Source organism: Singulisphaera photorubra (genome assembly GCF_045290345.1).
Taxonomy (GTDB): domain Bacteria; phylum Planctomycetota; class Planctomycetia; order Isosphaerales; family Isosphaeraceae; genus Singulisphaera.
Window position 1 is genome coordinate 5963792 of record NZ_CP155447.1, and the last position, 12733, is coordinate 5976524.

Here is a 12733-nt window from a genome sequence, read left to right on the forward strand (position 1 = left end):
ATATGTGATGCTCGGCCTATTCTGCTTGCTTTTCTACAAACCCAAGAACACGAGGGAACGGCACATCGGCCAATGTGCCAAACTGGGGATGCTTGCCGAGCCTGCCTCGGCTGGAGGCGGGGGACAGGAGACCGCACAGAAATCGGGTGAGCTGGCGAGGCGACGCCAGCGCCTTGTGCCGTTCGGACCGCAAGCCCTTGAGCAGCTCCGTCTCCTGGGAGCCCAGAACACGCTCGGGCACTGGTGGGAGCGGGAGCGGAGGTTCACCGAGGCAACGCGCACAGTGGCCGCAATCGCCGGCGAGCGACTCGCCGAAATATTCGAGGAGCCGGCCGGTGAGACAGCCTTCGGCCTGAGCGTACTCGAGCACGGAATGGACGCGGGCAATGTCGCGTCGTTCACGATCGAGGAAGCGGGCGACAAGGCGCTCGCGCAGTTCGTCCAGATCGGCTTCTCCCGCGGCCCGACGATATCCCTGGCGGAGTCCGGCAAGCTGAAGCTCGACGTCCCCTTGTTCTTCAAGGTAGTTCAGGGCCGCGCTGATCCGTTCACGAGGCTCCTCGAGGGATCGGGCCACTTCAGGCACGTCGAGCGCGAACCAGATCTTGCCCGGGCGGGCCTGCCGGAAGATCTGGCGCAAGAAGGCGGCACGAGGCGGGTCGTACCGCGCGAGGATTTCGCCTGAAGCACGCAACGGGCGAAACTTGCAGTCCGAGTAAAAGGGACCGGTCGCTTCCAGAATTCCTTCGAGTTCGAGATAGGTCATCAGGGTCTGCACGACGAGCTGCCGGATATCGTGCCTCTGTGAGAGGTCGTAAGCCGAGATGTCGAAGATCGGGCCAAGGCCCAGGATCTCCCCGAGCAGACCGGTGATCGCCTCGGGCGTCGGCGTATCGCCGTACGTGAAGTTCCCGAGCGTCAGAACGTCTTCGCTACACGCGAACAGCTCGCAGCGAGCGGGTGCTCCATCGCGACCGGCGCGGCCGATCTCCTGGGCGAAGTTCTCCAGGCTTTTGGGCAAATTGAAGTGATAGACCGCGCGGATGTTGGACTTGTCGATCCCCATCCCAAAGGCGATCGTCGCCACGACGATGCCGGCCTCGCACGCCATGAATTGATCCTGCACAACATGCCGCCGCTCGTCATTCATCCCAGCGTGGTAGGCCATCGCGTCGAACCCCTGTCCGGCGAGGTAGGCGGCGAGATCCTCGGCCGTTTTCTGGAGGGTGACATAGATGATCGTCGGTCCCGCCGAGTGCGTCTTGAGGCTCTTGAGAAGCCGCGCGGGCCGATCCTCCGCGGCGCACGCGTTCGCGTGTAGCTCCAGGTTCGGGCGGTGAAACCCTGTGATCACAACGTCGGAGTCGGCGATCCCGAACGTGCGGGCGACGTCGCGGGCCACGCCCGGCGTGGCGGTCGCGGTCAGGGCGAGTACGCGAGTGACTCCGAGCCGCTGGGCAATGCGAGCCAGCTTGAGGTATTCGGGGCGGAAGTTGTGGCCCCACTCGCTGATGCAATGCGCCTCGTCCACCGCCAGGAGTGCGACGTTGGTCTTGCTCAGCGTCTGAAAGAACCGCTCACTTGCGAGCCGCTCCGGGGCCACGTAGAGCAGCTTGAGCCGATCGGCACGGAGGTCGTCGAAGATCCGTCGCGCTTCGATGGGCTCGAGGGTGGAATCGAGCCGGGCGGCGGCAACGCCTCGTCTGACGAGAAAGTCCACCTGGTCCTTCATGAGCGCGATCAACGGGGAGACCACGACCGTCAGGCCGTCGAGCAAGAGCGCGGGAAGTTGATAGCAGAGGCTCTTGCCGGCACCGGTCGGAAAGACGGCCAGGACCGGGCGTCCCTGAAGGAGCGCGGAGATTGCGGGTTCCTGCCCGTCACGAAACTGGGTGAAGCCGAAGGTCTCCTGGAGCGTCCGCCGAGCATCGTCGATATCGTTCACAAAGCATTCTCCCGTCGCGAGGCGAGCAGCGTCCGTCATCCGCAATCGGCCCCCATCATAACGCAACGCCCTCCCAAGGATTCCCGGCCGATTCCTGGACCAAGCCGAAGAGCCGTTGAGTTCCCCGTCGCCGGAGGACAAACTTGGGAGAGATCGGGCCTGTCTCTTCCGATCGCTCGACGGACGACCACTACCCGTACCCCCAAGTTGGAGTCAAGCTCGATGTTCGACCTCGCCGCTATCCAGTCCGCGCTCCGCCAGTTTGGCTTCGACGGCTGGCTGCTCTGCGACTTCCGGGGCGGGAACGTGCTGGCTCGGCGAATCCTCGAGCTCACCGACAAGGGAATGACTTCACGGCGGTTCTATTACGCGATCCCCGCCGAAGGCGAACCGCGCAAGCTCGTCCATCGGATCGAATCGGGCGTCCTTGACCACCTTCCGGGTGAGGCTCGAGTCTATCTCCGCTGGCAGGAACTCGAGGCAGGCGTGGCGGAACTGGTGAGGGGGATGTCGCGAGTCGCGATGGAATACTCGCCACGCAACGCCAACCCGTACGTCTCGAAGGTCGACGCCGGAACGGTCGAGCTGGTGCGATCGACGGGCGTCGAGGTCGGCTCGTCGGGGGATCTGGCCCAGATGTTCGAGGCCACCTGGGACGACGACCAGTGGCGGATGCATCGCGAGGCTGAGACCCACACATGCTCGGCGTTTGATCTCGCCTGGGACCTGATCGCCGACCGCACGCGGAACGGCCAGTCTCTCACCGAGTGCGAAGTGCAGACCGCGATCCTGGACCACTTCAAGCGTCATGGCCTGACCACCGATCACCCGCCGATCGTGGCCGTCGGCTCGCATAGCGGCAACCCCCATTACGCCCCCGACCCGGCCGCCGACACTCCCATCCGCGCGGGCGACTTTGTCCTGATCGACCTCTGGGCCAAGCTCGACCAGCCGCGGTCCGTCTACAGCGACCTGACCCGGGTTGGCTTCGTTGGCGATCAGGTCCCCCCCCGGTACGAAGACGTCTTCCAGCTCGTGGCCCGCGCCCGTGACGCGGCCATCGCGCGAGTCAAGAGCGCGTTCGCGGCGGATCAGCCGCTGCGCGGCTGGGAAGTCGATGCGGCCGCACGCCTTGTCATTGAAGAAGGGGGGTACGGCTCGGCGTTCGTCCACCGTACGGGGCATAGCATCGGCCAGGAAACCCACGGCAACGGCGCCAACATGGACGACCTCGAAACCCATGAGGAACGACTGGTCCTCCCCCGCACCTGTTTCTCGATCGAGCCGGGCATCTATCTTCCGACCGAATTCGGGATCCGAAGCGAGGTGAACGTCTTCGTCGCGCACGACGGCCAGGTCCACGTCACCGGCGGTCTCCAGAAGTCGGTCGTCCCCATACTGGCCGAAAAGTCCTGAACACCGGCATCCGATCCCAAGCTCCGTTGCCAATTCCAGGCCCCTCGGCCTTGTGAGCCACCCCCTCCAAGGCCGAATGCGCCCGCCTCGATTCAATCAAGACGTATCGATTTTTCAGCTTTACTTCCGGTAATGCCCCTTTAGAATGACTTCGTGAATAATTTCACGAAGGCCCTGAGGAAATTCGGCGATGAATCCGAGGGATCTGGCCAAGGATGGTGGAGAGGGAGTGAGGGTGGCGACAGCGCGACGGATCGTCCTGGCGACGTTCGGTTCGCTAGGGGATTTGCACCCGTTCATCGCGTTGGCCAAGGAGTTAAAAGCGAGGGGACACGTCCCGGTCCTCGCGACGAGCGAGTTTCACCGTGAGCGGATCGAGCGGCAGGGGATCGGGTTTTTCCCGGTCCGACCCGACTTGTTGGATGTCGAGTCCAAGCCGGAGCTCTTCCGCGATTTGATGGATCGGAAGAAGGGGTCGGAGAACGTCATCCGCCAGCTCTTCATGCCCAGCTTGCGGGCAAGCTACGACGACCTGCTGAAGGCGGTTCAGGGGGCGGATCTCCTGGTGTCACACGCGGTGGCCTTCGCGGGTCCGATCGTGGCCGAAGTGACCGGAATCCCTTGGATCTCGGCGGTCCTCTCGCCGATTTCCCTGCTCTCCATGCACGACCCTTCCGTCCCTCCGCAAGCGCCCTGGCTGAGGCATCTTCGCATGCTCGGGCCACGATTCCATGGATCGATCCACCGTCTGGCGCGACTGACCCTCCGAAAATGGACTGCGCCGGTTCAAGCAGTGCGGAAAGAGCTCGGTTTACCCCCAGGGGCCGACCCGCTCTTCGAAGGGGGCACCTCCCCGACCTGCATGCTCGTCCTCTTCTCAAAGGTCCTGGGGGCACCCCAGGCCGACTGGCCGCCGCAAGCGATTCAGACGGGATTCGCCTTCTTTGATGATGTGCATGCGACCGGTATGACGGCGGAGTTGAAGCAATTCCTCAGCGCCGGGCCACCGCCGATCGTCTTCACGTTGGGATCGTCGGCCGTGATGGACGCGGGCTCGTTCTATGAAATGAGCCAGGCCGCGGCCCATCAACTCGAACGGCGAGCGATTTTTCTGATCGGCATCGACCCCCGCAACCGGCCACGCGAGCCACTTTCCAAGTCGATGCTGGCCGTGGAATACGCTCCGCACTCGGAACTGTTCCCCCGCGCCTCGGCCATCGTCCACCAAGGGGGCGTGGGGACCACGGCGCAAGCGCTCCGCTCGGGCCGGCCGATGCTGGTCGTTCCCTGGGGCCATGACCAAGTCGACAACGCATACCGAGTCTGCCGCCTGGGCGTCGCGCGAACGCTTTCCCGCGAACGCTACACCGTCCGGAACGCCGCCACCGCCCTCAGACATCTGCTCGACGAACCGAATCATCTGACGCGGGCCAGTGAAGTGGCACGCATGATCCGCACAGAGGATGGGGCAGCCTCAGCCTGCCATGCGATCGAACGTGTCCTGAGTCTTAGCGTTCCGTGAATACCGACCAGCACGTCGCGCAAGCAGGAAATCAATTGCTCAGGTTCACAGTAGGAGCAAGGCGCTCGCTCGGGCTGTACGCTCGATCGACTCTCACTTCCTGACGTCCCTTTGGTGCAAAATTGGTCTGCTTCCGACTGGAAATGATTGCGAACTCCGTCTCGGGTCCGTGTCTTGCAAAGCAATGTCGAGATCAATGGAAAGTGAGGTTCGGGAAGCGTCGTGCTCAACCACGAACTCTCGCTTGGGGTTAAGGAGCGCTGTTGGTATGGCCTTGTTGAGATGTCCGTCATGCAACAGCAAAGGTGAAGTACTTGGCAACGATCCTCAGGGTCGCTTCCGCTGCACCCAGTGCGGGCACCGCTTCGTTGCCGATGAGGCAAACGCCACTCAGGAGTACAACATCCTCGCGGATGACTCTCCGCCGTTCCTGTCGGAGACCGCGGCGGAACCTCACGACCTCTTGCTCGAGCTCAATTGGCGGAGTTGGGTGGGTCGGCTGGCACGATCTCGCGGGCTCAGTGAAGGCGAACTCGTCCGCCGCGCCCTCGTGGACTTTGCGAAACGGTCGGGATTTTCCGAACCACCGCCGCGTTGAGTGAACGATTTTGCCGTGGGTCCCCACGCAACGAATCACACGAGCCCTTTGGCGTCTGCCAGGGGCTTGTGCGATTTTGAACGCCAAGATCAATCTTAATTTCACCTCTTGATCGGCCGCGCGCACCTGACAATAAGCGATCGATCGTTGAAAACGCGAAAGACCGCGGCTCTGGGCGCATGCCCAGGACCGCGGTCTTTCGCTCTCGTGCAGTCTCGACCTGACCGCATTCGTTCTCGAATAACGGAGGACCAGCCTGGGTCTTCGTGAGCGGACACGATGGTCCACCCTACGAAGACCCGCTAGACAACGGGCCCGCCGGCTCTCCGACCGAAGATCAAGGAAACCACGAACAAGATCAGGAAGAGGAAGAAGAGGATCTTGGCGAACTGCATTAGCGTCCCCTCGAGGGTGCCAAAGCCGAGAACGCCAGCGACCAAGGCGAGAATCAAGAACGCGAGTGACCATCGCAACATGGTAGTAAAAACCTTTCTCAATCAAGATAAGTCGGTAGGTGAAAGGCACAATGCCCCACCGCGTCAGGTTTCAGAGGACAGCGGGAGGACGGCTTACTTCCCCAGGTCCTTGAGTTTCTCACCCGCGTTCTCAACGTGCTCTCCTGCCCGATGAGCGACGTCTTTCGCTTTGTCCGTGGCTTTCTCCGTCACTTCCTTAGCCTTCTCGGCGGCATTATCGATACCGCTTTTGACCTTGTCTTTGAAATCAGACATGGCACCGCCTCGCTTCGCTGAGCCAGAGAGAAGTTCTGAAAGACTGGTTGTCCTTCAAGCAGGTGGCGTGCCAAATCGCGGGCAGGCGGAAGGATTCGATCGATCAAGGGGGAACAGGGGCCGACTTCAGAAGAGGTGAGTTAACCGCTCCGGGGCGCGGACACCGCTCAGGAACTCAACGAAAACCGTGCCCGGCTGCTTTCCAGTCCTGGTTTCGCGATCGCAACGAATCCGCGCCGGCTCGCGGAGGTGAAGTGAGGTGAGGGGGCTTCCCGGATCCAGGGACCGCCTGGCTCGCAGCGACGAGCAAGGCGTGCGTCATCACTTCGCGGTTCGGCCGGTTTCCGCCCTTTGATGACGAGCTTGAGCCACGAGTCAGCCCCGGGAGGAACGGCCGCGAAAGGGATCGAATTGCCCGCGTTCTCGTTTCAAGACTTCAAGCGCCTGGAGCTTGGGGCGAAGACAGTCGAGAATTTCGTCGAGTGACCAGACCTGAAAGTCGTGGCCGTCGAAGCCGACGTCGAGTGCGGCCCAGGCCTGTGAGAACTTGATCGGACACGACTCTAAATCGCGTTGATAGAGAGCGTGAACATGCCCATAGAGATGAATATTCGGACGTTCCACCGAGCCGTGGTGCTGGCCGTTCCAGGTGAGCATCGGGTAATGGTTGAGCGTCAATCGGACGTCTCCCAGGTTGATCTCGACCTGGTCGAAGGTTGCCGCGAAGAGGTCGCTGATCCGCCGATCGTCGTGGTTACCCCAGACGAAATAGATCGTGCGGCAGCGAAGCTGATCCCGAAACCAACGCGCATTTCGGAAGTAGTCTCCACCATAGCCGAATGACCAGTCTCCCAGGCACCAGAGCACGTCATCTGATCCGACCCGCGCGTTGATATTGGCAACCAAGCCCCGATTCATCGTGTCGATCGACTCATCGCTCATGCGAAGCGACCGAAAGTCTCCACCGGAAGACTCGAGTTCGCGAAATGCCGCAAGGTCAGCTGGGGTCATAAAGACGGTTCGACGGCAATACTTCATGATATTGCCGTGGAAGGCGTGAGAATCGCTGCAGAAGTACGTGGACATCTCGGCCTATTCTCCACCGATAGGCGGCCGCCAGGTTGATTCCCAACGGGCAGACCGCCCGTCCTTGGACAAGGAAAGGGGGCTCTCGACCGGCCCGGCCGGTGGAATCCGGCCAGACGGCCGCCGGGCCCCCTTGGTCCACCCGGGAGAGAGGAAGAAGACTCTCTCCCCCTGGGATTCTCCGCCTCTTCCGCGACTGTAGCAAGGATATCAGTATCTCGTTCCCACGCTCTGCGTGGGAATGCCGTCCGCGACGCTCCGCGTCGTCTTCCCCGGCGGGTGGGGCCGCAGTGCGGCCAGAACGCCATTACCACGCAGAGCGTGGTAACGAGTTTCTCCGCGAATTTCGGCCTCCAGGGCAGACAGACGGCCCGGTTTCCTTGCGACAGACTCCCTCTTCCTGATTATTTATTCGTCGACCACAACCAGCGTACACGGATGCTTCATCGCCGGGCTCCGTACGGTGCGGACCGTTTTCTTGTCCGGGGACACCTCGCGAAGGACACCATCTTGGGCGATCGAGATCAGTGTGTTGCCATTGGCTTTCCGGACAAAGCCCGAGGGCCAATTCAGGTGTTGCTCGGCGGGGCTGTCCTTGCCGCCGTATTTCCAGACCTGTTCTCCCTTGCTGTCGACCTCGACCAAATAGTATCCCGCCTCGCTGCCGTAGCCCGCGCCACTGCTGATGATGGTGTGGCCGTTATCCAGTCGCGTCGCCAGATAGGGGAACGGAAGCGCGTAGCTCCAGACCACTTTCTTATCGGGCGAGACTTCGAGAACCTTATCCTCGGTGCTCGCGCAGATCAGCGTATTCCCGTTGGGCAGGCGGCGGACCTGGCGCATTGTCGGCGTGGGGCGTTTGTTCGTATTCGCCACGTCGTATTCCCAGACGATCTCCTGCTTCGGATTGATCTCGATCACGCGATGCCGCCCGTTGTCGGCGATCACCGTGTTGCCGTTCGGCAAGCGCTGGGCCGACTCCGCAACATCGACAACCGGCTTGCCAACCTCCCAGACCACCGACTTGTCAGGCGCGATTTCTTGAACGGTCCTGCCGTTGATGATCAACAGGTGGCCGTCAGGCAGCAATTGAACGTCATGACCGTTATTATTCGTCGCGTCCCAGAGGAGGGTGCCATCCTCCTTGATCTTGATCACCTTACGGGTTTCATGATCGGCAACGTAAATGTGAGTCTCGGCAACGGCCGCCGCCCCCGCCGACAGTGCCAGCCAACCCGCCGTAACTGCAGCCAGACCTCTGGTTCGCATCAATCGCAGTCCCTTCAGAGCCGAGGTGATGGGGCGCGGGTCGCCAAGGGAGAATTGATCGACCCCGGTCACGCCCACTCTCCGATGTCATAACCGAGTCGCCCCGAGAACGCCACAGGTTAGGGGCGAGTTCACAAGCCGCTCAAGGCGCTCCGACGGTCGAGTCACCCGCTTCCTCGGAGTGATCGATCCACTGGAGCCAAGCCGTCGGATCCGCGTCGCTCGGCATCCTCCAGTCGCCCCTCGGCGAAAGGCTCACCGATCCAACTTTGGGGCCGTCAGGAACACAGGATCGCTTGAATTGCTGGCTGAAGAACCGAGTGTAGAAGGTCTTCAACGCCCGTTCGATCTGCACTCTCGTGTAAGGCTTCGTGAAACGGGCATGCTCAGCCAGGAACAGGATTTTCTCGGGCGTGAAGCCGCATCGGATCGCGTTGTAGAGAATGAAATCGATGAGCTCATACGGGCCGAGGATATCTTCGGTCGACTGCACCACCTGCCCCTCCGCCCCCAACGGGAGCAGCTCGGGCGAGATCGTCGTGCCAACGATCGAAAGCAAGGTCTCACGCACCGGACCCGCCTCAAACTCGTTCAGGGCCACGTACCGGACCAAGAAGGTCACCAGGGTCTTGGGAATCGAGCAATTAGGGTTGTACATACTCATGTGGTCGCCGTTGTACGTGCTCCAACCGAGCGCTTGCTCGGAGAGATCACCCGTACCAATCACGAATCCTCGCGACATGAGCAAAAATGTACGCAAGCGTGCCTGCACATTCTCAAACGTAAGATCATGCCGCCGTTCTGGAGGAAGCGTGACCAGCTCTTCCATGAACGACTCGACATCCGTGGCCCTGGTTTCGATACCGAAGGGCGCATGCCCCAGAGCATGGAACGATTGCAAGCTGAGCGTGGTGATATCGATCGTCTCGCTCGTGATGCCGAGTTGCTCCATCAAGCCCAAGGCGTTGCCCTTGGTGCGTTGGGTGGTTCCAAAGCCGGGCATCGTGATCCCGTGAATCGTGCGGCGTGAGACGGCAAGCATGTCGCACGTCTTGACCGCCACTAGGAGCGCCAGCGTGGAGTCGAGGCCGCCCGAAATCCCGATGTTCAGCGGCGTGCCGGCGGGAAGCTGCTCCAAGCGCTTGGCCAGCCCCGCGCACTGGATCCCGAAAATCTCCGCGCAACGGCCGTGCAACTCGCTCCCTTCGCTCGGGATGAACGGCGTCCCGGACACGGTCCGCGTCAGCCCGCTCATCCTCTGCGCGATCCGGAACGGGATCTTCCGGAATGGCGAGAGATACTTGCGGCAGTCATCGAAACTCGTCGTCGATCGCCGGTCGGTCTTGAGCTTCTCGATATCAACATCTTGAGTCAGAAAATAGCTTCCTCGGTGGATCGGGCCACCATCGCCGACCCTGGGCGATTCCCCCAGGAGCATGCCATTCTCGGCGATCAGGCAGTGGCCGCCGAAGACCAGGTCGGTCGTCGACTCGGACGGGCCCGCGCTGGAGTAGGCGTACGCGGCGATGCAGCGTCCCGACTGGCCCACCACCAGCTCGGTGCGATATCGGCTCTTGCCGATCGTCTCGTTACTGGCCGAGAGGTTGAGCAAGAGGTTGGCCCCGGCCACCGCCTGCACCGAGCTCGGAGGAATCGGCATCCAGAGGTCTTCGCAGACCTCGATCCCGACCAAAACTCCCCCCTCGGCCTCGAACAGAAGGTCGATGCCGAACGGCACTTCACAACCGCCGAATTGGATCGAACGAGGCTCGCTCCCAGTGGCCGAGCTGAACCAACGGCTTTCGTAAAATTCCTTGTAGTTCGGAATGAACTGCTTGGGCACGATTCCCACGACAGCGCCGTCGGCTATCGCCACTCCGCAGTTGTAGAGGCTGTTGTCGACCGCAACGGGCAAGCCCACGACCACGAGTTGCTCACGTCCCCGGGTCGCCTCGGCGATCCGCGCGACGGCGGCGAGGCCCGCCTCGAGCAGCGTCGTCTGGCCAAACAGGTCCGCGCAGGTATAGCCCGTAACCCCCAACTCGGGAAAGAGGATGACGTCGCTGTCGCGGACCTGATCGAGAATTCGGATCATCTCTTCGGCGTTGGCCAGGGGATTAGCCACCGCCGTCTTGGTCGAGGCGGTCGTGACGCGGACGAACCCGTAGCGATTCATGTCGATTCGTATCCCAAGGCTTCGAACCCGCCTGGGTTGCCACCCCGAGCGGAGGGGCGGCCAATGCGGTAATTCCGGTTCCTACCGGCGATAGTCTACCTGCCCGAAGCGCTCGCAAACAGTTTGAGTTTGCCGTCAGTCGAGCGAACACCGAGAATGCAAACGCAGCCATCACAGCCCGGCTTGACAGTCATGACGATTCCCAATAGGGTGACGCCCCCAAGCGTCGAGCGGCTCAAGTGGGGGCCAAATCGGCTGCGGCTGTGACGGCCCCATCGCGCGAAATGTTTCGCAACGATGGGGTTTTTTGTTGCGCCTGGGTGAGCCGTCGCGGGTTCAGGCGTGACCGCGTCTCTCATCGTTCTCTGACCAGGAGCCGGACAAGGATGCGAACGAGATTGGCCTTACTCGGAGTTCTGAGTCTGTCCGTCATCGGTCTGGCGACCAGCGTCGGTCTCGCCCAAGGGATGGCTGCACGGGCCGGCCAGGCCATCGACGGCGTAGGCCGAGGCATCAAGCAAGAGGCTCAGAACGTCGGCAGCGCATTGCGAAGGCGGTTTGATGCCGTGCGGAACGAGGTCAACCGGATGGGGGTCCCCTCTCGCGTCTACTCCCGCTTGCATTGGGACAAGGGTCTGGTCAACTCGCGAATCGAAGTCCATCCCGTTCGAGGGGGCTCGATCTTGCTGAGGGGAAGCGTTCCCGACGCCGAGGCGAAAGCGCGGGCGGTGACTCTGGCCAGCGAAACGGTTGACGTGACCGCAGTGATTGACGAATTGACCGTCCTCACCACGGCGGCGGCCAGTCCGGGACGACGGATCCGTTAACCAGCCCTGGCGAGGTCGCGGGACGACCGCATGCCACACTCGTCGCCTCATACTCGCATGCACATTGACAGTGATTCGCCTTGACCGATCCAAGGGCTTCGGGTAGGAACCTCCTTCTCAGCCCTAATCTTATCATTCAGGCTGGGTCGGCCAGAGCACCTCGGACGTTCCAAATATCCCAAGATAACCCAGGGACCGACCTCCTCCTCAAAAAAAGGAGGAAGAGGAACCGTGCGGATGCGCGGCGCAATGGCGCCGGGGTCGACCCGCCGCAAGAGAGTGGCCCACCGCGGGTGGCCTCCTCGTTCGAGTGAATCATCCAAGCCGAAAGGGAGAGCGTGATGGGCGGATTGAGAGGGATCACGATCCTGCTAACCATCAGCTTGGGGCAGGCCCTGGCGCTCGGCGCACCTCCCGAGCCCGCGGCTTCTCCGGCATCCGAGCCTGAGAAAATCCAAGAAAAGCCGAATGCGAAGCCCTCGGCCCTGGAATTCGTCAAGGCGGGTGCCTACCTCTACAACAACGGGCAGGTCGACAAAGCCTCGAGTTATTTGAAGGCCGCCGATCGGTTCCGAGACCAGCTCACCGACAACGAAGAGATCGTTCTCGAGGTCTATCTCGAGGAGGTCGAAAACTATTACAAAAAGCGCACAGCCACGGCCACGGTGACACCCACGCCGCGCGTCGATGCGGCCGTGGCGCCCGCGAGCACAACGACCGCCGCCTCAAGGCTCGAGCCTGTCAGGATCGCGGAGCCGGGGGTGCCCCCTCGTAATGAGACCGCGATGCCCGGCCTGGCGGGGCTTCGGCAGCCGTCACGCTTTGATTCGACCGAGCCCAAGCAAAAAGCGCGTTGGCTCCTCCAGGAGTCTCGGGAGCAAATGGCCCTGGGACACTACGATGAGGCGGCGAAGAAGATCGCCGAGGCCAAGGCGATGAACGTGAAGTGGGGGTTCCTCGAAGAGTCCCCCGACAAGGCCTCGAAGCTGCTCCTGAAGGTAATGGCCAAGTCTCCAAACGGCCCCGCGACCCCTTCGGTTCGTCCTCTGGGAGTTCGCCTCCCCAACGCCAACCCGTCCTGACCCCCCACCTGGAACTTTGCCAGCGGGCGTGACGAACCGCAAAGCGCTCGCAACTGGGCGGCTCCGCCCTGGATAGTCGGA

At 61.9% G+C, this 12733-nt stretch carries 11 protein-coding genes; 5 read left to right on the plus strand and 6 right to left on the minus strand.

Annotated elements, in window-relative coordinates; translation table 11 throughout:
• Positions 1 to 16 precede the first annotated feature (16 nt).
• A complete protein-coding gene (locus V5E97_RS22540) occupies positions 17 to 1984 on the minus strand; it encodes a RecQ family ATP-dependent DNA helicase (RefSeq protein WP_406693787.1) in 1968 nt (655 codons plus the stop codon).
• A 183-nt stretch (positions 1985 to 2167) separates the two neighbouring features.
• Between V5E97_RS22540 and V5E97_RS22545 the strand changes: the two genes are divergently transcribed.
• The 3 genes from V5E97_RS22545 to V5E97_RS22555 all read left to right on the plus strand — a co-directional run bounded on the left by V5E97_RS22545 (position 2168) and on the right by V5E97_RS22555 (position 5481).
• A complete protein-coding gene (locus tag V5E97_RS22545; RefSeq protein WP_406693788.1) occupies positions 2168 to 3361 on the plus strand; it encodes a M24 family metallopeptidase in 1194 nt (397 codons plus the stop codon).
• A 190-nt stretch (positions 3362 to 3551) separates the two neighbouring features.
• On the plus strand, positions 3552 to 4883 hold the full coding sequence (locus V5E97_RS22550; RefSeq protein ID WP_406693789.1) for a glycosyltransferase: 1332 nt from the start codon (positions 3552 to 3554) through the stop codon (positions 4881 to 4883).
• 268 nt (positions 4884 to 5151) lie between these two features.
• On the plus strand, positions 5152 to 5481 hold the full coding sequence (locus tag V5E97_RS22555) for a zinc carboxypeptidase (RefSeq protein ID WP_406693790.1): 330 nt from the start codon (positions 5152 to 5154) through the stop codon (positions 5479 to 5481).
• 302 nt (positions 5482 to 5783) lie between these two features.
• Here V5E97_RS22555 and V5E97_RS22560 read toward each other — a convergent pair whose 3' ends face one another.
• The 5 genes from V5E97_RS22560 to V5E97_RS22580 form a co-directional block, all read right to left on the minus strand.
• Complete coding sequence (locus tag V5E97_RS22560) at positions 5784 to 5957, minus strand: DUF1328 domain-containing protein (RefSeq protein WP_406693791.1); 174 nt, start codon at positions 5955 to 5957, stop codon at positions 5784 to 5786.
• Between the two features lie 93 nt (positions 5958 to 6050).
• Positions 6051 to 6212, minus strand: a complete 162-nt coding sequence (locus tag V5E97_RS22565) for a hypothetical protein (RefSeq protein WP_406693792.1) — start codon at positions 6210 to 6212, stop codon at positions 6051 to 6053.
• A gap of 375 nt (positions 6213 to 6587) precedes the next feature.
• The gene (locus V5E97_RS22570; protein ID WP_406693793.1) at positions 6588 to 7298 is read right to left on the minus strand and encodes a phosphoesterase; all 711 of its coding nucleotides are present in this window, start codon (positions 7296 to 7298) and stop codon (positions 6588 to 6590) included.
• Between the two features lie 408 nt (positions 7299 to 7706).
• Entirely contained in the window at positions 7707 to 8567 is an 861-nt protein-coding gene (locus tag V5E97_RS22575) for an outer membrane protein assembly factor BamB family protein (protein WP_406693794.1), read from the minus strand.
• A 142-nt stretch (positions 8568 to 8709) separates the two neighbouring features.
• Positions 8710 to 10743: an NAD(+) synthase gene (locus tag V5E97_RS22580; RefSeq protein WP_406693795.1), complete on the minus strand. Its 2034-nt coding sequence runs from the start codon at positions 10741 to 10743 to the stop codon at positions 8710 to 8712.
• Between the two features lie 386 nt (positions 10744 to 11129).
• Here V5E97_RS22580 and V5E97_RS22585 point away from each other — a divergent pair, with 386 nt between their 5' ends.
• Both V5E97_RS22585 and V5E97_RS22590 read left to right on the plus strand, forming a co-directional pair.
• Complete coding sequence (locus tag V5E97_RS22585) at positions 11130 to 11570, plus strand: BON domain-containing protein (RefSeq protein WP_406693796.1); 441 nt, start codon at positions 11130 to 11132, stop codon at positions 11568 to 11570.
• A 341-nt stretch (positions 11571 to 11911) separates the two neighbouring features.
• Complete coding sequence (locus V5E97_RS22590) at positions 11912 to 12652, plus strand: sugar phosphate nucleotidyltransferase (RefSeq protein WP_406693797.1); 741 nt, start codon at positions 11912 to 11914, stop codon at positions 12650 to 12652.
• Positions 12653 to 12733 lie beyond the last annotated feature (81 nt).